We start from the raw sequence: 22,192 nt of genomic DNA on the forward strand, positions 1-22,192 counted from the left end.
GGACTCTCGATGAACAAGGCGTCAGTCAAAAAGGAAGCTCTGGAACGGCTGCCCAAGGTAGCTGTCGAGTTCGCCGAAGGCCTTACCCGGCACGATATCGTCAAGCTCCTGCCGGGCAACAACAATGTTGGCATCGAGTTGGGTGTAGCAGAGGGTTCTTTCTCATCCAGCTTGGTTCGCTCAGGCAAGTTCGGCCAGCTTTTTGGCGCGGATGTGTATGGGGATATCCACGATACAGCGGAATACAAGAACGCAATCCTGAATATCGGAATTGGACGACCATACAAATTGCTTCGTCTGACGTTCGAGGACGCACTCGAGCTCTTTCCCGACGACTATTTCGACTTCATCTATATCGATGGATTCGCCCACACGGGCGAGGAAGGCGGACGGACCCTCGTCGACTGGTATCCGAAGCTCAAGGTCGGAGGAATAATGGCCGGCGACGACTATCACGAGAACTGGCCGCTGGTGATGTGGGCCGTCAACCACTTCGTGTCACAACTCGGCGCTGCCCTAACGGTTACTGAAATTGCGGGGGGCGACAAATATTCCATGTTCCCGTCCTGGTTCATCACTAAACAGACTGCAACGGCGGCAGGCGCCCTTTCGCTTGATGAAAGACTCGTGCAGGTCAGCGAAAGCGAGCGGCTGCGGATTCACAGGATGAGGACCTCTCGCGTGCGGGCGCTCAGGCGGCAAGTATTCGGTGTTCTCCGAAGAATCTTACGGGGACCTGTTTCGAGGCATCCGGGCCATCCTTGAAAATCTATCTTTGCCACACGCCACTGCACGTTCTCCTTTCTGCGCTCAGCAAGCCTGGCGAAGACAGGGAGAACTCGCTCTTTGCGGTCGTCGAGGACACGCCCGGCTTGCACCATATCGCCCGCGAGTTCCTCCAACCCGTCGGCGGCGAATTCCTGATGCTGCCAGGAACTGCCTCGACCAGGTCGCCCCGGGAAGCACTGAAGTTGCAGAAAGCCAATGCCTCGACCGTGCGACGTTCCATATCGGGGCTTCCTTTGACCGCCGCGGCTGTCTTCTATGACCTGAGGGCGGAGGCGCAGGCGTTGCTCAACTATGCACTCAAGCCAAGTACCTTTGTATCGTGTGTCGAAGACGGCCTGCTGCTCTACAAGGTGGCAAGACCTTTTTCCAGGAGCCTTACGCGAAGATGGAGGAATAAAGTTCGGTTCGGTATGAAATGGAAGGAATCCAGGTTCATCGGTCGACATCCCGCCATCGATGAGTTTTGTTGCCTTTATCCGGACATGCTCCGGAGCGACCTTCGCTCAAAACCGTATCAGCAGTTGCCGCATGTGCTTGGCGACCGCTTCCAGGAGCGCTTTCGTGCGCTCTACGGCAACCCACGGTATGACGAACCGTTTGGCATCATCGTGCTCCCACATCCCGAAACTGGTATCAGCCGGCTTGACCTGCATAGGTTCGTGGAGCTGAGCAGCTCTCGCTGCGTGAGCCGGGGTGTTGAACCGGTTTTCAAAGTTCACCCAAGGGACGTCATAACACGGGAGCTCCTCATCAATGCCTACCCAGGCTCCCGTTTCATATCGCAGGAATACCCGGTCGAGCTGGTCCTGTACGCCGAACCCCAGGCGCAGCTCATCACCGGGGTGCGGACGTCGGCACTGCATGTCACGAAGGCACTGCACCAGGGCGTGGAGTGCTTCTATTACGAGCCGGACAGGACAGATTCCGCGACGACCGAATGGCGAGCGTTCTTCAAGCACCTCGGCATATGCCCACTTGGTTCGGACCCCGCATGAACGTGCAATGCAATCTGACCGCTGTCGTGGTCACCTTCAACCGGAGGCCCCTCCTCGAGCTCTGCCTTTTGGCGCTTGCCAATCAGACGCGCAAGCCCGATAGGGTCCTGATCGTCGACAACGCATCCACCGACGAAACGCGCGACTGGCTCCAATCGTGGCTGCCCCACCATTTGCCCGAAGGGGAAGTCCTCGCGCTCGAAGTTAATTCGGGTGGCGCCGGAGGATTTGCAGCAGGCATGAAAGCAGCCGTGGCGGGAGGTGCTGATTGGATCTGGATGATGGACGACGACGCGGAACCCGAGACCAAAGCACTATCCATACTGCTGGATGCAGTCGTCACTGACGAAGCCATCTATGGTTCCATTGCCACCCACAATGGAATCGAGCTGTGCTGGCCCTTGTTCGGCACAGATGGCGAAGAGGTAGCAGGCGTCAGGGATACATCTCGTGTCACGAGCGTCGTCGCGCTCCCGTTCCTGGGAATTCTTGTATCTCGGCGGGTGATCGAAACAATCGGCTACCCCAATGCGGACTACTTCCTCGCTGGTGACGATACCGAGTACTGCTTCAGGGCACGCGGCTGCGGCATCCCCGTAATGGCCGTCGGGGGTAGCGTCCTGCGCCATCCAACCTCCCACTACTACCGCTTCGGTGTCGGCCGATTCGCCCCCGTGTGCTTTCGTATGCCGCCGTGGAAGCGCTATTACGACGTGAGGAACCGGTTGTTGACGTCGGCCGGAGAAGGTCTTGGTCCGATGGTTCTGAAAACGCTCCCCGCTACCATGTTGCGCCTCCTGGCCACACTGCTCCACGAGCCGCAGCGGTTGCAGCAGACCAAGGCCTACCTCGCCGGCGTGATCGACGGCCTGCGTGGCATGAAGGGGAAGCGCCACCCGAGATGGCGGCTGGACGCATAGGTAAGCGACATGGCTGCGCTTCTCAGTATCGTTATTCCGGTTCACAACGGCGAGCGGTGGCTCGACGCTGCGCTACGGAGCACGATCGCCGCCGCCTCCGGCTTCGCCGCAGAACTGATAGTGGTTGATGACGGTTCCACCGACGGCTCTATCGACGTAGCGGAATCAGTAGCCTCCCGCACGAACGGCATTGTGGTACGCATTCTCCGCAACCCATCGAACCTTGGCATCGTGAACGCGCTCAACCGTGGGCTGGATGCCGCGAGCGGGAGATTTATCGCGCGAATGGACGCTGACGATATCTGCTTAGCGAACCGTTTTCGGACCCAGATCGCGTTTCTGGAAAGCGCCGGTTGCGACATCTGCGGCAGTTGGTTTGTCGAATTCGGCCAGGGAATTTCCCGCTCAGTTCGCTGGCCTCACACGGAACCGGCACTGCGGGCAGCGATGTTGTTCCAGAACAGTCTGCTGCATCCCTCGGTTCTAGCGAAGCGGGAGGTTTTCGATCGTTATCGTTATCGGCAGGAATACCAACTGGTCGAAGACTATGACCTCTTCGGCCGTGCCATGCGGGAATATCGCATCGCCAACGTGCCGGTGTCATTGCTCCGCTACCGAAGGCATCGGATGCAAAGCACACAGGTGAAGCTCGACCGGATGGAGGCCGTCACAAGACGCGTACGGATCGAGGTGCTCGCTTCCGAAGGCATCATCGCAAGCAACGAAGAAGCGCGCCTGCACAACCTCATCAGGTCTCCGAACTCGATCCAGAGTCTGGACGATCTTCGCGGGATTGACGCGTGGCTGCAGAAGCTCACGACGCATTACGCACATCCCGACGCACGCGCCGTCATTGGGTCGCAGTGGTTGCGCGCCTGCATCCGTGCAGCTCCCTTGGGAGGCGCCATGTGGCGAGCCTTCAACTCATCACCATTTGCCACATGCATTCGCGGTCCAGCCCGGCTGGATCTCGCCATCCTCGCCTTGAGCCGGCTGGATTATCGCTCCTCGCCTTTCGCGTTCCTTAGACGATGGGGGCTCAGCGCGTAACCGGCACTCCCCATCGAAACTTCCGTCCGGAGAAGCCAGAAGAATATGTTCCGTGAATTTCTGATAGTCGGCGCTGGCTTTGCAGGCAGCGTGATAGCACGCGAACTGGCGGATGCTGGCCATAGCGTGCTAGTCATCGACAAGCGCCCGCACATCGCCGGTAACGCCTACGACAAGCACGATGCGCACGGTGTATTGGTGCACAGTTATGGTCCGCACATTTTTCACACGAACGGAGTTCGGATTTTCGCGTACTTGTCGCGTTTCACCGAATGGCGCCCCTATGAACATCGCGTGAGAAGCATCGTCGGTGGCCGAGCCCTTCCTTTTCCGATCAATCGCGACACATTGAACCAGCTCTATGGCCTGAATCTCGACGAACCCGCCGCTGCGGCATTCTTCGAACGAGCGCGCGAACCACGCGATCCAGTGCATAGCAGCGAGGATGTGGTGCTGAACAGCGTGGGCCGCGATCTGTACGAAAAGTTTTTTCTGAACTACACGCGCAAACAATGGGGCCTCGAGCCATCGCAGCTCAAGGCGGGCGTTGCCGCGCGCATTCCCGTGCGCACCAACACCGACGACCGTTACTTCACCGATACGTTCCAGGCCATGCCTCTACATGGCTACACACGCATGTTCGAGGCCATCCTTGACCACCCACGGATCACGGTGGAGCTTGGAGTGGACTTCAATGACGTGCGTGACCGCATTGAGCGCGACCACACCGTCTATACCGGGCCGATCGATGCCTATTTTGGCTACTGCTTCGGCCGCCTGCCCTATCGCTCGCTTAGCTTCGAACACGAACACCTGCCCGGCGTCGAGCGCTTCCAGGAAACGGGTACGGTGAACTATCCCAACGACCACGCCTACACGCGCATCACCGAGTTCAAGCACTTGACCGGGCAGGTGCACTCGGGCACGTCGATCGTGCGCGAGTATCCGCAGGCCGAGGGCGAGCCGTATTACCCGGTGCCGCGCGAGGAGAACGAAGCGCTGTTCAAGCGCTACGAGGGACTGGCCAAGGCCGAGCGCGACGTCACGTTCGTCGGCCGACTCGCGCAATACCGCTACTACAACATGGACCAGGTGGTCGGCGCGGCGCTCGCCGCAGCCAAGCGCCTGCTGGACTGACCATGCGCATCGCTTTCGTGTGCAAGCGACGCTACATGGGCAAGGACGTCATCCTTGACCGCTATGCGCGCCTGTACGAGATACCTCGCCAGCTGGCCCGGCTGGGCCACACGGTGGAAAGCATCTGCCTGGACTACCGCACCGGTACCGAGCCGGGACGCTGGGAACACCAGGCCGCCCCGGGAACGTTGCATTGGGAAGCCCATGCGCCCGGTCGCTTCGGGTTTGGCATGGTCAGCTATCCGTGGCGGATGCTCGCGCGACTGCGCGACTTTGCACCGGACCTGGTCGTCGGTGCATCGGACATTCCGCAAGTGGCGCTGGGCGCGTGGTTGGCCAGGCGTCTGCGCGTGCCGTTCGTTGCCGATCTGTACGACAACTTCGAGGGCTTCGGTCAGGCGCGGATTCCGGGCATGGTGCCTCTGCTCCGCCGTGCAGTCCGCCAGGCGTCGCTGGTGACCACGACCAGCGAGCCATTGCGCCGCTACGTCCAGGAGACCTACGGGCTCCAGGGTATGGTCGTGGCGATGCCGAGTTCGGTGGACAAGCAGGTATTCCGGCCGAGCGATCGGATCGACAGCCGCAAGGCACTGGGCCTGCCGCTGGACGCGCCGTTGATCGGCACCGCGGGTGGGCTTTACCGCGACAAGGGCATTGCCGCCCTTTACGACGCATGGAAGCACCTGCAACGGGATTGCCCGCATGCGCACCTGGTGCTCGCCGGCCCCCACGAGGCCTCACTGCCGCCGCCACAGGGAGATCGCGTGCACTATCTCGGCGCAATCGCGCACGATCGCGTAGCCGACCTGTTCTGTGCGCTGGACGTTGGCGTCATGTGCATCCTGGATACGCCCTTCGGTAGGTACTGTTTCCCGCAGAAGGCCTACGAAATGCTTGCGTGCCGACTTCCGGTGGTCGCCGCAGACGTGGGCGCGATGGGCGCATTGCTGGCAGCCACGCCTGCGTGCCTGTACCGGGTCGGCGATGCCGCGGACCTGGCCCGCAGACTGCGCGCGCAACTGGAATCGCCGACCTTGCCGGCCGTTCCCATCGACGACTGGCAAACGCTGATCGCCAGGCTCGAGCCGGAACTGAAGGCCCTGGTCGGCGCCGGTGCGGCAGCCTAACGCTCTAATGGCTGCCGCGCCTCAGGCGGCGCGCTTGACCGCAGTTGCCACGTAGCCGTCGCCCCAGTCCAACCGGTAGAACCATCGCTGCATGGTGCAGAACGGTCGCACCAGTGATCCGCTGAAAACGGACAACAGTCGGTTGATCACGCGCGGCTTGGCCTGCGCGCTGCGGATGCTGCGCTCAGTCGGGGACATGTCGTCGTAGCTGCGATCGCCCCGCACCAGCCAGTTCGAAACCAAACGCGTCAATTCGGTAACCGGAAACCCGTAGTTGACGATGCGGATCTGCTCGAAACCAGCCTGCTCCAGCAACCGCCGCAGTGCTTCCTTTTCGTAGCGGCGCACGTGACCGACCAGTTCGTCGGACCGGCCGTATTTGCGGGTATGGGCCGGAACGGAAATCAATACCCGGCCACCGGCGCGAAGGAAACGGGCCCACTCGGCCAGCGCCACGGCATCCTGCTCGATGTGTTCCAGCACCTCGAACGCGAACAGGTAATCGAACGATTCGGTACCAAGTTCCCCGGTGTCCTCGACCACCCGGATGCGGTCGCCGTACGGGGCCAGGTTGGCGCGCATGTATTGCCGGCTGTCCTCGCCCAAGTCGTAGGCGGCACCGGTGAAGCTCCGCTCGAGAAAGATCCGCGTCATGTGTCCCGTGCCCGCCCCCATTTCCAGGAACGTGCCCGGCGGCCAGTGCCGGCTGACGTCATCTACGCAGCTTTCACGCAGTACGAGTTTGGGCTGCTTGCGTCCCATCGCGGGATCCCCTTTCCGTGAATGGCCACTGGTGGGCCTTGTAAACCCGCATGCCGCGAAGGAAACCACGATAGTCGCCGCTTTGCTCGTCACGCCCACGAAAAGCGGAAATCCATAAGATTCGCGAACAGATCCGTTGGGTCGCGAGGCCCGGAAATTCTGTGCGTTGACGATGACCTGCGCAAGGATCTGGGACGCGGGTCAAAAGCGGGGACGGCAATGCCAGCGCCACGCACTTCCGATGATCTCGTCTAGATCGGAATGGCGTGGCTGCCAACCCAGCTCCGCCTGCGCCCGCTGGCTGCTGGCGACCAGCACGGGTGGATCACCCGGCCTTCGCGGCAACACTCGTGCCGGGAGCGGGCACCCGGTCACCTGCCGCGCCGCCTCGATCACCTGCAACACGCTGTAGCCGTTGCCGCTGCCCAGATTGAAGCGATGCGCACCGGCATGGCTGTCGAGGTACTCCATCGCCTTCAGGTGCGCCAGGGCGAGGTCGCAGACGTGGATGTAGTCGCGCACGCAGCTTCCATCGACGGTGTCGTAGTCGGTCCCGAACACCTGCAATTCGGCGCTCCCATCCAACGCGCTGCGCAGGATATTGGGGATCAGATGGGTTTCTGGTCGATGCACTTCGCCCAAGGCTCCGCCGGGATCGGCACCGGCTGCGTTGAAGTAGCGCAAGGCGACCGAACGCAAGCCATAGGCGTCCGCCGCGTCCTTGAGTATCCGCTCCACCATCAGCTTGGTGGCTCCGTAGGGGTTGATCGGACGCGTGGGATGGTCTTCGTCGATCAGTTCCCGTTCGGGCATGCCATAGACCGCCGCGCTCGACGAAAAGACGAAGCGCCCGATATCGGCCTGCCGCACAACGTCCAGCAGGCTCAGGGTGCCGACCACATTGTTGTCGTAGTAGACGTATGGATCTTTGACCGAGTCGGCGACTATCGAGGAGGCACAGAAGTGCATGACTGCATCGAACGGTCGCGTTGCGAAAAGGGAAGCGAGCGCGGAACGATCACGGATGTCGCCCGTCACCAGTTCTGCCTCACCTACGGCGACACGATGGCCGGTCGAGAGATTGTCGAAAACAGTGACTTCGAAGCCCCGCTTCAGCAACAGCTGAACCATGTGCGAGCCGATGTAGCCGGCACCGCCGCAAACCAGAATGCGCGACATCACTTGTCCTCCGTTGGCGCGGTCAAGCAGCGCATCAGCAGATCGCCATAACGCTTGGCCACGGTCTCCCAGTCCACCCACTCCACCGCGTTGGTGCGTATCGCCGCCACCCGGATTTGGGCCTGGCCGGGATCTGCCAGGCTGTCCAGCACCGCGTTGGCCAGTGCCGAAGCGTCCGTGGGATCGACGCATATCGCGTCGGCCCCTTCGCCTAGCAAATCGACCAGGCCCTGGACCTTGCCCACGACCACCGGGCAACCGCAACCGATAGCTTCCATGAGCGCCACCGGAAGGCCTTCCTGGTCGCCCGAACTGTCGCTGACGAACGGCGCGACGAAGAGAGCCGCGCGACGGTACAGCCCAGGCAGGCGATCCTGCGGGACGGCCCCTTCGAACCGGACTTCGCGGGCGAGTCCCAACGCATCTGCCTGTCGGCGCAGCGCCGGTTCCTCGGGACCGAAGCCGACGATCGTCAATCGCACTGATGGCCGTTGGGCGACGATCAGGGGCATCGCCTGCAGCAGGAAGCGCAGGCCCTTCTTGGCCACCAGCCGTCCCACGAACAGCAACTCATCGGTCGAACGCGGAAGCGTTGCCGGTGTGAAGTGCCCCTTCAGGTCTACGCCCATCGGCACCACCGACAGGGCCGGCGCCTGAATGCGCAGGCGCCTTGCTTCGTCCTGCATCGCGTGACTGACCACAGTCATGGCGGCCGCGTAACGGGCGACATACCGCTTCAAAGCCGCCAGCAGTGCACCGCGCAGGCCGAACAGGTCGCCACCGTGCGAAGTGACCAAGTAAGGTCGGTGCAGCCATCGCGCCACCAGCCCCTGGGGAACCAGCCAGTGGGCGTGTATCACGTCTACGCGCTGGTGCCGGACTATTCGCCTGGCAGCGATCCATTGCCCCAGCACGAAGCCTGGCAACAGCAGCCATTTCCAGCGGTGCAACTTCAGGTTCGCGGTGATGCCACCGTTGTTCACCAGCGTCTGCAGCCGCCGCGGGGCATAGCGGTAGCGGATCACTTGCACGCCTTCAAACAATCCGCTGGAATCCGCGCCCGGCGCATCGGGAACGACCGCAACCACCGTGAAGCGCTGCGCCAGCCGCCGACACAACTGGTGTACGAAGCCGGGCTCTGGGTCGTTCGCCCAGCGCGGATAAGTCGATGCCAGTACCAACAGGCACGGGCGATCCGGCGGCGAAGGCGGTGCCCCTACGGCGTCAGCGACCACGGCTCTCTCCGTTCGGCCAGCACGCGATGGAGCCGCATGCGTCAGTCTGCCTTGCGATAGGTAAGCGCCGTAATCTGCTCGGAAACCAGGCCAATCAGGAATACGACCACGGCGGCGCTCCACAGCATCGTGCTGCCGTTGGTCAGGCGGCCCGAATGAAGAAAGGTCCAGAGATAGTTGAGGCACCCCAGCAAAAAGAACACCACACTGGCCGGTGCAAACAGTTTCAGCGGGGAATACAGCGTGGCGATCTTGAAGATGATCAGCAGGAAACGAAGGCCGTCCCGCAGCGGGCGGATATGGCTCTTGCCCACGCGCTGGCCCGCCTTGATCGGCACGTAAGCCACCGGATAGGCGCTGCGGAAGAACGCCATGGTGCTGGTGGTGGGGTAGGAGAATCCGTTCGGCAGCAGGTACAGGAACTCGCGGAACTTTTCGGCGCGCACGGCGCGGAATCCGGAGGTGAGGTCGAGCACCGGGTGACCGGTCATGCGCGTGGCGAGCCAGTTGTACAGGGTGTTGGCCAGGCCGCGGCCGACACCCGCCTGGCTGCCCCAGTCGCGCGCGCCGATGGCCATGTCGTAACCCTCCTGCAGCCGGGCAAGCAGGCGATCGACGTCGGCAGGGGCGTGCTGGCCATCGCCATCCATGAACACCAGCCATTCGCCCCTCGCCGCACGCGCGCCGCGCTTGATCGCCGCGCCGTTGCCCATCGAATAGGGTGAGGACAGGCAGTCGACCGCGTTGGCCGCGCAGATCGCGCGGGTGTCGTCGGTCGAGCCGTCGTCGACCACGATGATCTCGGCGTCCGGCTGGGCGGCGCGAAGTGCGGGCAGCAGGTCGGCCAGCGCCGCCGCTTCGTTTTTCGCGGGCAGGATGATGCTCAGGCGTGTCAAGGAGGTTCCCCCGGGATATCGGGCGATCATAACGCGGGGCCGTTCCGGCGAGGGCGGCGGTGAAGCCGGAGGCCGCACCCCATCACTTTCAATGGCGGGACCGCGTGTGGACAGGCCTGACTGGGCTCGCGAAGAACCGATCCGCCGACGCTCCCACTTGGAAAGACAGGGATGCTGGGAGCTGGCGCGGGATACCTCCCACCGCCGGTGCACGAGGGGCGGGGCGGCACTTCCGTGACGGTTTTCGCGACTTCCGGGTCGACGCGGCTGACACCGCGCCCGGCAGATGACCGCGCCGCCTTTCTGGGGTAAATTCCCTGTCAATAAGGGGGCTTAAGGCCGGTATCTATCATGTCATCCCAATTGCAACCGTCCCTGGCGGGTCTCACCGGCATGGCGCGTCGCCTGGTGTCCGAGGGCGTGCTGCCAGAGGCCGACGTCCGCAAGGCGGTCGCCGATTCAACCGCACAGAAAGTCTCGCTGGCCGCCTGGCTGCTCGACCACAGCCTAGTGGAGAGCCCCAAGCTCACCCAGATCGCCTCGGCCGAATTCGGCATGCCGATGATGGACGTCAGCGTCCTGGCGCCCGCGTCGATGCCGGTGAACCTGATCAGCGAAGCGCTGATGACCAAGCACCAGGCGCTGCCGCTGTTCAAGCGCGGCAAGCGCCTGTTCGTGGGCATCGCCGACCCGATGCAGTCGCACGCGCTGGACGAGATCAAGTTCCACTCCAACTGCATGGTGGAGCCGATCCTGGTCGAGCGCGGCCAGCTTGCGCGCGCGATAGACAACGCATTGGCCACCGCGAACGCGCGGATGCCCGACATGGGCGGCGACGAGTTCGATGACCTCTCGCTGGAAGCCGCCGACGAGGAGACTGCCGACAGCACCGGCATCGATGCCACCGGCGGCGACGACGCGCCGGTGGTCAAGTTCGTCAACAAGATCCTGGTCGACGCGATCCGCCGTGGCGCCTCGGACATCCATTTCGAACCCTTCGAGACCAACTTCCGCGTGCGCCTGCGCATGGACGGCATGCTGCGCCCGGTGGCCAATCCGCCGATGAAGATGGCCAGCCGCATCTCCTCGCGCCTGAAGGTGATGGCCGGCCTGGACATCGCCGAGCGCCGCGTACCGCAGGACGGCCGCATCAAGCTGAACCTCTCCAAGAGCCGCTCGATGGACTTCCGCGTGAGCACGCTGCCCACGCTGTTCGGCGAGAAGATCGTGCTGCGTATCCTGGACAGTTCCTCGGCCAAGCTGGGCATCGACAAGCTGGGCTACGAGGAGGACCAGAAGAAGCTCTATCTGGACGCCATCCACAAGCCCTACGGCATGGTGCTGGTGACCGGCCCGACCGGCTCGGGCAAGACCGTGTCGCTGTACACCGCGCTCAATATCCTCAACACCCCCGAGCGCAACATCTCGACCGTGGAAGACCCGGTCGAAATCCGCGTCGAGGGTATCAACCAGGTCCAGCAGAACGTCAAGCGCGGCATGACCTTTGCCGCCGCCCTGCGCTCGTTCCTGCGCCAGGACCCGGACGTGATCATGGTCGGCGAGATCCGCGACCTGGAGACGGCCGAGATCGGCATCAAGGCCGCGCAGACCGGTCACATGGTGCTCTCCACCCTGCATACCAACGACGCGCCGCAAACCATCGCGCGCCTGATGAACATGGGCATTCCGCCCTACTCCATCACCTCGTCGGTGACCCTGGTGATCGCCCAGCGCCTGGCCCGCCGCCTGCACGACTGCAAGAAGCCGCAGACCCTGCCGCCGCACGTGCTGCTCGCCGCCGGCTTCAGCCAGGAAGACATCGATGCCGGGCTGACCCTTTACGAGGCGGTCGGCTGCGAGCATTGCAACGAGGGCTACAAGGGCCGCGTAGGCATCTACCAGGTCATGCCGATGACCGAGGAAATCCAGCAGATCGTGCTGCAGGGGGGCAACGCGCTGCAGATCGGGGAGGTCGCGCGCAAGATCGGCGTCAACGACCTGCGCGCCTCGGCGCTGCTGAAGGTCAAGGCGGGAGTCACCAGCCTGGCCGAGATCGATCGCGTCACCAAGGACTGAAATGGCGGCGGTTCCGCCGCGACCGCGGGCAAAGCACCAAGTTGCGCGGAGCACCACGAAATAACCCGCCATATCTGGCATAAGCTGCACCGACGACCGGCCGCGCGAGCGGCGGTCGCGGATCGAACCACCGGGGGAATCGGGCATGGCTACGGCTAACGCAATCGCCAAGAACGCGCGTGACCTGGGCGCCCAGCGCGCCGAGGTCAACAGGATGACCATGTACGACTGGGTCGCGCTGGACAAGCGCGGCAAGCGCATGAAGGGCGAAATGCCGGCGAAGAACGCCTCGCTGGTCAAGGCCGAGCTGCGCCGCCAGGGGATGAACCCGCAGACGGTGCGCGAGAAGTCCAAGCCGCTGTTCGGCGCCACCGGCAGCACCGTCAAGCCGCGCGACGTCGCCATCTTCAGCCGCCAGATCGCCACCATGATGGCCTCGGGCGTGCCGATGGTGCAGTCCTTCGAGATCATCGCCGACGGCCAGAAGAACGTCCGCTTCAAGAACATGATCACGGACGTCAAGCAGGGCATCGAGGGCGGCGCCTCGCTGCACGAGGCGCTGGGCAAGTACCCGGTGCAGTTCGACGAGCTCTACCGCAACCTGGTGCGCGCCGGCGAATCGGCGGGCGTGCTGGACACGGTGCTGGACACCGTGGCCACCTACAAGGAGCGGATGGAGGGCATCAAGAGCAAGATCAAGAAGGCCCTGTTCTATCCGGTGATGGTGCTGGCGGTGGCGCTGCTGGTCAGCATGATCATGCTGCTGTTCGTGGTGCCGGTGTTCGCGCAGACCTTCAAGGATGCGGGCGCCGAACTGCCTGCGCCGACCCAGATCGTCATCGGCGCCTCCGAGTTCATGAAAGCCTACTGGTGGGTGGTGATCGGCGGCATCATCGGCGGCGTCGTCGCGCTGGTCATGGCCAAGCGCCGCTCGGTGAAGTTCGCCCATTTCCTGGACCGCCTGATGCTGAAGCTGCCGGTCATCGGCAACATCCTGCGCCAGTCGGCGATCGCCCGCTTCGCGCGTACGCTGGGCGTGACCTTCCGCGCCGGCGTGCCGCTGGTGGAGGCGCTGGACGCGGTGGCCGGCGCCACCGGCAGCGTGGTCTACAGCGAAGCGGTCAAGCACATGCGCGACGACATCGCGGTCGGCCACCAGTTGCAGTTGGCGATGCGCCAGACCGGCCTGTTCCCGAACATGGTGGTGCAGATGACCGCCATCGGCGAGGAATCGGGCGCGCTGGACAACATGCTGTTCAAGGTCGCCGAGTTCTACGAGGAAGAGGTCAACAACGCGGTCGACACCCTTTCGACCCTGCTGGAGCCACTGATCATGGTGATCCTCGGCGTGCTGGTGGGCGGCATGGTGGTCTCGCTGTACCTGCCGATCTTCAAGCTGGCCGGCACGGTGTAACCTGAGAGCATCCAGGCCCCTCTCCCGCCCGGGAGGGGGGCCTTTTTTATTGAGCCACGCCTTGCAGGAGCGCCCTTGGGCGTCACGCAATCCGCCGGAAGATGGCGGTCGCGCCCACAGGCGCTCCTCCGGCGCGCGGCGGCATTTGCTTTCGCCGCGCGGCCAGGTGTTCGCTGCGCGTAAACGTTTCACGCATTGGAACAGGGGACCGCATGCTCGACCTTCCGCTTTGGCTCTGGCTTGTCTGCGCCGGCGTGCTCGGCCTGCTGGTGGGAAGCTTCCTCAACGTGGTGATCCTGCGCCTGCCCGCGCGGCTGGAAGCGCAGTGGCGGCGCGAGGCGCAGCAGGAACTGGCGCTGGAAGCCGCGGATGAACCGCTGCCGCCGGGCATCGTGCGCGAATCCTCGCATTGTCCGCACTGCAAGCACCCGCTGTCGGCGGCGGACAACATCCCGCTGTTCGGCTGGCTGCTGCTGCGCGGACGCTGCCGCTATTGCCGCGCGCCGATCTCGATCCAGTACCCGCTGGTCGAGCTGCTCTCCGGAATGCTGAGCGTGGCGGTGGTGTGGAAGTTCGGGCCCGGCTGGGAGGCATTGGCGGGACTGGTGTTCACCTGGATGCTGGTCGCGCTCGCCGGCATCGATTTCCGCACCCAGCTGCTGCCCGATCAGCTCACCTTCCCCTTGCTTTGGCTGGGCCTGCTGTTGTCGCTGCTGCCGATGTTCGTGCTGCCGGGGCCGGCGATCCTTGGCGCCGCGCTGGGTTACCTCAGCCTGTGGAGCGTGTACTGGCTGTTCAAGCTGCTCACCGGCAAGGAAGGCATGGGCTACGGCGACTTCAAGCTGCTCGCCGCACTGGGCGCGTGGATGGGACCGGGCGCGCTGCTGCCGGTGGTGCTGCTGTCGTCGCTGGTCGGGGCGATCATCGGCGGACTGCTGATCGCGCTGAGCCGGCACGGCCGCGAGGTGCCGATGCCCTTCGGCCCGTTCATCGCCATGGCCGGCTGGATCTGGTTCATCGCCGGTGAGCCGCTGCTGCAGGGCTACCTGCAGCTGACGGGGTTGCGATGAACATGCGCCAGGCTTACGTGATCGGCCTGACCGGCGGCATCGCCGCCGGCAAGACGGCCGTCGCCAGCCGCTTCCAGGCGCTCGGCGCGCCGGTGCACGACGCGGACGTTGCGGCGCGGGTGGTGGTGGAACCGGGCAGCGAGGGCCTGGCAGCGATCGTCAGCACGTTCGGACCGGACGTGCTCGATGCGCGCGGCCGGCTGGACCGCGCGGCCATGCGCCAGCGCGTGTTCGCCGATGCGCTGGCCAAGCGCCGACTGGAGGCAATCATCCATCCGCGCGTGCGCGAGTGGCTTCATCAGCACGCGCTGGCCGAGACGGCGCCCTACTGCCTGCTGGCCATTCCCCTGCTGGTCGAGAACATCGCCCACTACCGCTGGCTGGATCGCATCCTGCTCGTCGACGTGCCCGAGGCCGTGCAGATGGAGCGCCTGATCGCCCGCGACGGCATCGACCGCACGCTGGCCGAGCGCATGCTGGCGCAGCAGGCCAGTCGCGCCGAGCGGCTGGCGCTGGCCGACGACGTGATCGACAACAGCAGCAGCGAAGCCGCGCTGGACGCGCACGTGCAGGCGCTGCACCGGCGCTATCTGGCGCTGGCGTCGGAACGGTAGACCTCAGCGTCGCCCGCACGCTGCCATCGGCTGTGGGCCGGTAATTGCAGCCTGCGCCGCTACGCCGCCGGTTCGGCCAAGGCCGTGAGAAGGGCGCGCAGGATTTCCCGATCCGCCGGCGCCAGCAGCCCTTCGGCCACCTCCCGTGGCCGCAACCACTGCAACGCCTGCCCTTCCATGGATCGGGGCGTTCCCTGCCAGCGGCCGACACGCCATGCATCCAGCAGCAGGGCGCGCTCGCCGTAGTTCCAGGGCACTTCGACCAGGGGCGTGGCGCGGGCCGCTTCGACCCTTATGTCCAGCTCTTCGTGCAGTTCGCGGACCAGCCCGGCGACGGGAGTCTCGCCAGGATCCAGCTTGCCGCCGGGAAACTCCCACATGCCGGCCAGGTGCTTGCCGGGCGGCCGCTGCGCGAGCAGCACGCGGCCGGCCGGATCGAGCAGCACGCCGGCCACCACGTGCAGGGCGCCTGCCAAGGGATCAGGCTTCGCGGACGTACTCGACCATGTCGAAGCTGTATGCGTGCTCGGCATCGGCCTTGTGGTGGGTGCGCGCAACTTCGGTCCAGTCGCGCAGGTGGATGCCCGGGAAGAAGGTGTCGGCACCCTCGACGGCGGCGCTGACCCAGGTCAGGTACATGCGGCGGGCGAACGGCAACGCCGCGGCATATACCTGGCCGCCGCCGATCACCATCAGGCCGGTGCCGCCCGCGCGCGCCTGCGCTTCCTCCAGCGAACGCACGGCCACCTGCCCGGGGAAAGGCGCCTCGTGGCGCCGCGAGAGCACCAGGTTGTGCCGGTCCGGCAACGCCCGCCCGATCGCCACCGCGGTGTTGTAGCCCATCAGCACGTACTTGCCGAGCGTCAGCTGCTTGAACCAGCGCAGGTCGTCGGGCAGGTGCCAGGGCAGTTGCCCCTTGCGGCCGATGGCGAAGTTTTCATCCAGTGCGGCGATCAACGAAATGGACATCGGGGCTCCAGGGCGGTTGGATGGTCCTACCGGCATATGCGGCCGCTGGGGTCGCCGGCCATGCTCATGGCCATTGTAGCCACTCGGGGAGCCGCGGAGGACGGGTCAAAGCGCTCGGGTGAGAGCGCTCGTGTTTGTCCGGTGGTGCCTGCATGTGCGCCCGGGGTTGCATGGCGAACGCCTGGGCTACCGGGACTGGACAGCCCGCGCAGGATTTCGCGATGGAGCCGCCATCGCCTGCCCCTCCGGGGAGCGCATCGAGCCGCTTCCGCTCGTCCGCTCAAGGCGAGGAGGTGGCTTCGTCCGCTTCGGTAGCCGCGTCAGGCTCGTCGTAGATCGCCACGTGCGGTACGCCGTCGCCGCCGATCCAGCCGCGATACATGCCGTCGGTATTGAACGGCATCGCGATGTTGCCCTTGGCGTCCAGCGCGATGGCGCCGCCGTTGCCGCCCATTGAGGGAATCTCCTGGTTGATCACCTCGGCCGCGGCACGCTCCAGCGGCACGTGCATCAGCGACACGCGCATGCAAATCGCGTGCGCCGCCACCGCGCGGATGTAGAACTCGCCCCAGCCGGTGCCGGACACGGCGCAATCGGCATTGGCATAGGTGCCCGCGCCGATGATCGGCGAGTCGCCCACCCTGCCCCAGCGCTTGTCGGTCATGCCGCCGGTGGAAGTGCCGGCGGCCAGGTGGCCCTGTGCGTCCAGCGCCACCGCGCCGACGGTACCGAAATGCTTGGCCGTTTCGACATCCGAGTGCGGCTTGCCCTCGCGGTCTTCCTTCAAGGCCTTCTGCAGCTGCTGCCAGCGCTGTTCGGTGCGAAAGTACGAAGGGTCGACCAACGCGACGCCTGCCTCGCGGGCGAACGCCTCCGCGCCCTCGCCGACGAGCATCACGTGCTGCGATTTTTCCAGTACCGCGCGCGCCAGCAGAATCGGGTTCTTCACCCGGTGCACGCCAGCCACCGCACCGGCGCGCAGGGTGTTTCCGTCCATGATCGCCGCGTCCAGCTCGTTGCGTCCGTCATGGGTGAACACGGCGCCCTTGCCGGCGTTGAAGTTGGGGGCGTCCTCCAGCACGGTCAGCGCCGCGCAGACGCCATCGAGCGCCGGCTTGCCGGCCTTGAGCTCGGCGTAGCCCGCCTGCAGCGCGCGGGCCAGCGCGGCGCGGACCTGCTTTTCCTTCGCCGGGTCCATGTCCCGCCGGATGACACCCGAACCGCCGTGGATGGCCAGTACGGGCGTGGTGGCGGCATGGCTCATGGTGGCGGTCCCCATCTCCAGGACGCCCAGGACGGTCAGGGCGGCGAACGCGCGTAGCGGCTTCACTTTGGCTCTCCGGCAACCGCTCCGGAGTATAGCCAGCCACGCCTGCGTTCCAGCAGGCGCGACCGCTGCCGAAGGAACGCTTACGACTTTGGTTCGAACCGCACGTGCTGGCCGTCGAAGATCGCGCGCACGCCATCCGCATCGGCCACCATCTGCATGGCCGACGCCGCCGGCACCTGCTGGAAGTCGAGCGTCACTTGGCGCTGGTCGACCGCCTCAGGATTGACCAGGACGAAACCCGCGGTCGTCGCTATCCAGCCGACCACGTCGCGTGCGGCGGTGCCCCGGACCTTCATGGTGATCGGCGCCTCCGCGCCTTTCGCTGCAGCCGCGGCACCTGCCGGACAGCCAAACTGCGGAGTGATTTCCAAGGTGTATTGCTCGCTCCCCCCAGGCACCTTGCCCGACGCATGCAACGGCTGCCTGAGTGCTCCTACCAAGCGGTCATGCACCGGTGCGACGCCCGCCTTCTGGCGCACCGCCAGGTCGATGCTCACGCGCTGGCCAGTCACCGGACGCGTGGTGGCCTCCAGCGCGATCCCATGGGTCGCGAGCGAGGCTGCCTCGCCCGGCGCCATGCACAGCGCGACCTTGAGCCGTCGTGCGTGACTCGCCTGGGCGTCGTCACCGGTCAAGGCGAGCTTGATATCGAGCTGGTACTGCCCGGCAGCGGCACTTGGCTGTTGCGTCTGTGACGCCATGGGTGCGCTGGCCGCGTAGACCGTGCCGGCAAGGGCACCGGCGACGGCCAGGCTGGCGAGGCCACCGAGACGGCGGCCGGCGGAACTGTGCGAGGGCAACTTCAGCATGGCGATACGCTCCGTGAGTGGATGGCGGGACGACCAACTGCAACCGACCGGCAGCAGCTGCCCGGCGATCGGGGTTTTCAACATGGCCTGGGCGTAGCTGCGGCGGCAGCCGCTGTGCTCACGCAGCACCGCCGCGTCGCAGGCCAGCTCCTGGTCGTGGCGCAGTGCCGCGAGCGCCCACCACGCCAACGGGTGGAACCACAGCAGCGAGGCGAACAGCTGCGCCAACAGGCTCCACCAGCCGTCCCGGCGCCGCGCGTGCATGACTTCATGGGCGAGGATCAGCGCCTGCTCGCCGTCCGTGTAGCGGACCTCGAAATCGGCAGGCACCACGATGCAAGGCCGCCAGGCACCGACCAGCGCCGGCCCGGTCGCCGCGCTTGCGGCGCGCAGCACCGGCCAGCGCACCCACCCGCGGGAAAGCGGAACCGCGCCACGCAAACCCTGCCGGTAGCGTGCCTGCGCCACGGCCGCACGCGCCAGGCTGACGGCCACGCCCAGCATCCAGGCCCATGCCAGTACGGCCGTCCAGTCGACGCCGGCCGCATGCGCCGGCGACCCGGCACCGGTCGCCGACACCATCACCCATGCCGCGCCGGACAGCACGCCGGCATCGGCGGCAGCGGCATGGGGCAACTGGCTGGCGAGCATCGCCAGTGGTGGCAAGGCCCACAGCAGGAAGGCGCTGCCGGCGCCGAGCCATCGCCGGCACGGCCGCCGCAGCAGTGCCACGCAGGCGAGCGCGCCGGTGCAGGACAGCAGCAACAGCCCGGCGGCGCCGGACCAGACGACCGACTCAAGGTTCATCGTCCAGTTCCTCCAGCAGCCGACGCAGTTCCGCGATGTCCTTTTTCGAAAGCTTGCGCTGCTCGGAGAAGTGCGCCACCAGCGGGGCGACGCGACCGCCGAACAGCCGGTCGAGCAGGCCCTTGCTCTCCTGCGAGACGTACTTCTCGCGACTGAGCAGGGGCGTGTAGAGGTAGCGGCGGCCGTCGCGCTCGGCCCTGATCGCCTCCTTCTTCAGCAGGCGGTTGAGCAGGGATTTGACGGTGCCTTCCTGCCAGCCCTGGCGTGGGGCGACTTCGGCGAGGATGTCCTCGGCGCTGCGAGGCGCCTGGCGCCAGAGGACTTCCATGATGGTGGACTCGGCTTCGCTGATCGACATTGCGACTCCATTTACGCTTGTAAACGAAATTAGGCTTACACGTGTAATCATCCACGTCAAGCATCGGCTGAAGCCTGTCGCCGGACGCCTGCCAGGGAAACCTCGAACACCCTGGCAAGCTAGTCGTCCCGTTGTCTTTCGTCGGATGCGCCCTGCCCTCAGCCTCCGCGCGACGCGGCCAGCGGGCGTTCCGTCGTATCCTTGGCAGCTGACTCTCCACCGGAAGGCACTGCGATGGACAAGGTGTATGCAAGCGCGAAGGCGGCTCTCGACGGCCTGCTGTTCGACGACATGACGATCGCCGCCGGCGGTTTCGGCCTGTGCGGCATCCCGGAGAACCTGATCGGCGCGCTGCTGGAAGCCGGCACCAAGGGCTTGACCATCGTCGGCAACAACGCCGGCGTGGACGACTTCGGCATGGGCCCGCTGCTCAAGACCCACCAGGTCAAGCGCGTGTACGCCTCCTACGTGGGCGAGAACAAGGAATTCGAACGCCAGGTGCTGTCCGGCGAACTGGAACTGCACCTGACCCCGCAGGGCACGCTGGCCGAGAAGCTGCGCGCCGGCGGCGCTGGCATCCCGGGGTTCTATACGCGCACCGCGTTCGGCACCAAGCTCGCCGAAGGCAAGGACACCAAGGTCTTCGACGGCAAGGAGTACGTGCTGGAAGAGGCCATCCATGCCGACGTTTCCATCGTCAAGGCATGGAAGGGTGACCGGCTGGGCAACCTGGTGTTCCGCGAAACCGCGCGCAACTTCAATCCGATGATCGCCACCTGCGGCAAGGTCTGCGTAGCCGAAGTTGAACACCTGGTCGAGGTGGGCGAACTGGATCCGAACAACGTCCACGTGCCGGGCATCTATGTCGACCGCATCGTGCAGGGCGAGAAATACGAGAAGCGCATCGAGTTCCGGACCATCGCCGGCGCCAACACCGGCAAGGAAAACCCGACCCGCACCGCGATGGCGCGGCGCGCGGCGAAGGAACTGCGCGACGGTTTCTACGTGAACCTCGGCATCGGCATCCCGACGCTGGTGGCCAACTACATCCCCGAAGGCATGGACGTGGTCCTGCAGTCGGAGAACGGCCTGCTCGGCATCGGCCCGTTCCCGACCGAGGACCAGATCGATCCCGACCTGATCAATGCCGGCAAGCAGACCATCACCACCCTACCCGGTTCGGCCTTCTTCTCCAGCGCCGATTCGTTCGCGATGATCCGCGGCGGGCACATCGACCTGTCCATCCTGGGCGGCCTGGAGGTCTCCGCCACCGGCGACCTGGCCAACTGGATGGTGCCGGGCAAGATGGTCAAGGGCCCCGGTGGCGCAATGGACCTGGTGAGCGGCGTCAAGCGCGTGGTGGTGCTGATGGAGCACAATGCGAAGGACGGCAGCCCGAAGATCAAGCCGCAGTGCGACCTGCCGCTGACCGGCAAGGAAGTGGTGGATCTGATCATCACCGACCTCGCCGTGTTCGAGGTCGAGAAGGGCAAGGGGCTGACGCTGGTCGAGCTCAACCAGGGCGTGAGCCTGGATGAGGTCAAGGCCAAGACCGGCTGCGAGTTTGCCGTGTCGCCCTCGCTGCAGGGCTGATGCACATGTAGGGTGGGCTCCAGCCCACCTTATGGGTTGCGACCGCAGGCAAGGTGGACTGAAGCCCGCCCTACGGCAGGCGTGGCATCACGCAGGCAAGGTTTCCGGAAAGCGGATGCTGGCGACGTGCTCGGTGCCGTCGCGGGTCTGCAGTTCCAGCGGCCAATGGAAGCGCTCGCTGATGCGCTGCGCGATGGCCAGCTCGAAGCCGTGCCGGTCGATCACCGGCGCGGCATCCACGCGGTTGGACACGGCCACCGCGCCGGGCAGCACCGTGATCACGATGGTGCCGTGATCGGCCTGCTGGCTGGCGTTGCGGATCAGTTGCCAGCACAGCACCATGAACACGCGCGGCGAGGCGTGCAACGCGAAGCGGGCCGGTTCCTCGAGTTTCAGGTCGACCGAACGGCCTTCGAGCATCTGCCGGAGGTCGTCCATGCCCCGCTGCAGCACGTCGTTGACGACGAATTCCTCCTCGCCCGCGCCGACGTCCGACTCGCGCGCCAGAATCAACAAGGCCTCGATCAACGCCTCCATCTCGCGCGTCGCGCGCTGGATGCGCTTGACCGAGCGCACGCCGAACTTGCTGAGTTCCGACTCGTCCGAAAGCATGTCGGCCGACATCTTGATCACCGTGAGCGGGCTGCGCAGCTCATGGCTCGCGTCGCGGGTGAAGTTGCGCTCGCGCAGGTTGTAGCCGGCGATGCGGCTGGCGAAGCCATGCAGGCCGCGCGCGAGCGACACCACGTCCGCGTCGGCCCGGCTGGACAGCCGCCCGGGCTCCAGCGCGTCGAGGTCGGGCTGCTCGTCCCAGGCATCGACCACGCGCGCGAGGCGGCCGACCGGTCGCCACGCGCGCCGTGCCGCCAGCCAGGCCAGCGCGCTGACCACGACGATCAGCACCAGCACGGCCGCCGGCGGCGCCACGTCGAACAGCCCGAGCATGACGCAGACGACCACGCCGAGCAGTTGCAAGCCGAAGATGAGCGCAAGCCGCCGGTGGAATGCACCGGCGGGCTTCCGTCCTTCGCCTTGCTCCCGCGGCAGTCCGCTGTCCATGCC

At 65.3% G+C, this 22,192-nt stretch carries 21 protein-coding genes and 1 pseudogene; 12 read left to right on the plus strand and 10 right to left on the minus strand.

Features of this window, described 5'->3' with window-relative positions; all coding sequences use genetic code 11:
• Positions 1-9 precede the first annotated feature (9 nt).
• Genes AAIL17_RS03895 through AAIL17_RS03920 form a run of 6 tightly spaced genes read left to right on the plus strand, consistent with a single transcriptional unit; the run spans position 10 to position 6,018 of the window.
• A complete protein-coding gene (locus AAIL17_RS03895; RefSeq protein WP_424681505.1) occupies positions 10-765 on the plus strand; it encodes a class I SAM-dependent methyltransferase in 756 nt (251 codons plus the stop codon).
• Positions 762-1,784, plus strand: coding sequence for a hypothetical protein (locus AAIL17_RS03900; protein WP_424681506.1), 1,023 nt, complete (start codon positions 762-764; stop codon positions 1,782-1,784). Before AAIL17_RS03895 ends, AAIL17_RS03900 begins: the two co-directional genes overlap by 4 nt.
• Positions 1,781-2,704, plus strand: a complete 924-nt coding sequence (locus AAIL17_RS03905; protein ID WP_424681507.1) for a glycosyltransferase — start codon at positions 1,781-1,783, stop codon at positions 2,702-2,704. The genes AAIL17_RS03900 and AAIL17_RS03905 overlap by 4 nt, the downstream gene beginning before the upstream one ends.
• Before the next feature lie 9 nt (positions 2,705-2,713).
• The gene (locus AAIL17_RS03910) at positions 2,714-3,754 is read left to right on the plus strand and encodes a glycosyltransferase family 2 protein (protein WP_424681508.1); all 1,041 of its coding nucleotides are present in this window, start codon (positions 2,714-2,716) and stop codon (positions 3,752-3,754) included.
• Positions 3,755-3,799: 45 nt separating this feature from the next.
• Positions 3,800-4,891, plus strand: coding sequence for a UDP-galactopyranose mutase (gene glf / locus AAIL17_RS03915; RefSeq protein ID WP_424681509.1), 1,092 nt, complete (start codon positions 3,800-3,802; stop codon positions 4,889-4,891).
• 2 nt (positions 4,892-4,893) lie between these two features.
• Complete coding sequence (locus AAIL17_RS03920; protein WP_424681510.1) at positions 4,894-6,018, plus strand: glycosyltransferase family 4 protein; 1,125 nt, start codon at positions 4,894-4,896, stop codon at positions 6,016-6,018.
• Positions 6,019-6,039: 21 nt separating this feature from the next.
• Here the strand turns inward: AAIL17_RS03920 and AAIL17_RS03925 are convergent, their stop codons facing one another.
• From AAIL17_RS03925 to AAIL17_RS03940, 4 genes are all read right to left on the minus strand, one after another.
• The gene (locus tag AAIL17_RS03925; RefSeq protein WP_424681511.1) at positions 6,040-6,780 is read right to left on the minus strand and encodes a class I SAM-dependent methyltransferase; all 741 of its coding nucleotides are present in this window, start codon (positions 6,778-6,780) and stop codon (positions 6,040-6,042) included.
• Between the two features lie 201 nt (positions 6,781-6,981).
• Positions 6,982-7,959 (minus strand): UDP-glucose 4-epimerase GalE, encoded by a 978-nt coding sequence (galE, locus tag AAIL17_RS03930; protein WP_424681512.1) that lies wholly within the window; start codon positions 7,957-7,959, stop codon positions 6,982-6,984.
• Positions 7,959-9,194 carry a glycosyltransferase gene (locus AAIL17_RS03935; RefSeq protein WP_424681513.1) on the minus strand — a complete coding sequence of 412 codons (1,236 nt, stop codon included), beginning with the start codon at positions 9,192-9,194 and terminating at the stop codon, positions 7,959-7,961. The genes galE and AAIL17_RS03935 overlap by 1 nt, the downstream gene beginning before the upstream one ends.
• A gap of 41 nt (positions 9,195-9,235) precedes the next feature.
• Complete coding sequence (locus AAIL17_RS03940) at positions 9,236-10,090, minus strand: glycosyltransferase family 2 protein (protein WP_424681514.1); 855 nt, start codon at positions 10,088-10,090, stop codon at positions 9,236-9,238.
• 351 nt (positions 10,091-10,441) lie between these two features.
• On the opposite strand from AAIL17_RS03940, the gene pilB reads away from it, so the two are divergent.
• The 4 genes from pilB to coaE all read left to right on the plus strand — a co-directional run bounded on the left by pilB (position 10,442) and on the right by coaE (position 15,264).
• On the plus strand, positions 10,442-12,166 hold the full coding sequence (pilB, locus tag AAIL17_RS03945) for a type IV-A pilus assembly ATPase PilB (RefSeq protein WP_424681515.1): 1,725 nt from the start codon (positions 10,442-10,444) through the stop codon (positions 12,164-12,166).
• A gap of 145 nt (positions 12,167-12,311) precedes the next feature.
• Positions 12,312-13,580, plus strand: coding sequence for a type II secretion system F family protein (locus AAIL17_RS03950; RefSeq protein ID WP_424681516.1), 1,269 nt, complete (start codon positions 12,312-12,314; stop codon positions 13,578-13,580).
• 212 nt (positions 13,581-13,792) lie between these two features.
• Entirely contained in the window at positions 13,793-14,650 is an 858-nt protein-coding gene (locus AAIL17_RS03955; protein ID WP_424681517.1) for a prepilin peptidase, read from the plus strand.
• Complete coding sequence (coaE, locus tag AAIL17_RS03960) at positions 14,647-15,264, plus strand: dephospho-CoA kinase (RefSeq protein WP_424681518.1); 618 nt, start codon at positions 14,647-14,649, stop codon at positions 15,262-15,264. The genes AAIL17_RS03955 and coaE overlap by 4 nt, the downstream gene beginning before the upstream one ends.
• Positions 15,265-15,323: 59 nt before the next feature.
• Here coaE and AAIL17_RS03965 read toward each other — a convergent pair whose 3' ends face one another.
• The 5 genes from AAIL17_RS03965 to AAIL17_RS03985 form a co-directional block, all read right to left on the minus strand.
• Positions 15,324-15,740: an NUDIX domain-containing protein gene (locus tag AAIL17_RS03965; RefSeq protein ID WP_424681519.1), complete on the minus strand. Its 417-nt coding sequence runs from the start codon at positions 15,738-15,740 to the stop codon at positions 15,324-15,326.
• 4 nt (positions 15,741-15,744) lie between these two features.
• Positions 15,745-16,233, minus strand: coding sequence for a dihydrofolate reductase (locus tag AAIL17_RS03970; protein ID WP_424681520.1), 489 nt, complete (start codon positions 16,231-16,233; stop codon positions 15,745-15,747).
• A 280-nt stretch (positions 16,234-16,513) separates the two neighbouring features.
• Positions 16,514-17,497 carry an isoaspartyl peptidase/L-asparaginase family protein gene (locus tag AAIL17_RS03975; RefSeq protein ID WP_424681556.1) on the minus strand — a complete coding sequence of 328 codons (984 nt, stop codon included), beginning with the start codon at positions 17,495-17,497 and terminating at the stop codon, positions 16,514-16,516.
• 146 nt (positions 17,498-17,643) lie between these two features.
• The gene (locus AAIL17_RS03980) at positions 17,644-19,179 is read right to left on the minus strand and encodes a M56 family metallopeptidase (RefSeq protein WP_424681521.1); all 1,536 of its coding nucleotides are present in this window, start codon (positions 19,177-19,179) and stop codon (positions 17,644-17,646) included.
• On the minus strand, positions 19,169-19,537 hold the full coding sequence (locus tag AAIL17_RS03985) for a BlaI/MecI/CopY family transcriptional regulator (RefSeq protein WP_424681522.1): 369 nt from the start codon (positions 19,535-19,537) through the stop codon (positions 19,169-19,171). Before AAIL17_RS03985 ends, AAIL17_RS03980 begins: the two co-directional genes overlap by 11 nt.
• Before the next feature lie 234 nt (positions 19,538-19,771).
• Here AAIL17_RS03985 and AAIL17_RS03990 point away from each other — a divergent pair.
• Positions 19,772-20,407, plus strand: a pseudogene (locus tag AAIL17_RS03990) (CoA transferase subunit A); the annotation flags it as partial.
• A 93-nt stretch (positions 20,408-20,500) separates the two neighbouring features.
• Positions 20,501-21,130 carry a CoA transferase subunit B gene (locus AAIL17_RS03995; RefSeq protein ID WP_424681557.1) on the plus strand — a complete coding sequence of 210 codons (630 nt, stop codon included), beginning with the start codon at positions 20,501-20,503 and terminating at the stop codon, positions 21,128-21,130.
• Positions 21,131-21,217: 87 nt separating this feature from the next.
• On the opposite strand, the gene AAIL17_RS04000 is transcribed toward AAIL17_RS03995, so the two are convergent.
• Positions 21,218-22,189 carry a sensor histidine kinase gene (locus AAIL17_RS04000; RefSeq protein ID WP_424681523.1) on the minus strand — a complete coding sequence of 324 codons (972 nt, stop codon included), beginning with the start codon at positions 22,187-22,189 and terminating at the stop codon, positions 21,218-21,220.
• Positions 22,190-22,192 lie beyond the last annotated feature (3 nt).

Origin of the sequence: Frateuria sp. YIM B11624, from assembly GCF_049727805.1 — a bacterium.
GTDB lineage: Bacteria > Pseudomonadota > Gammaproteobacteria > Xanthomonadales > Rhodanobacteraceae > Frateuria_A.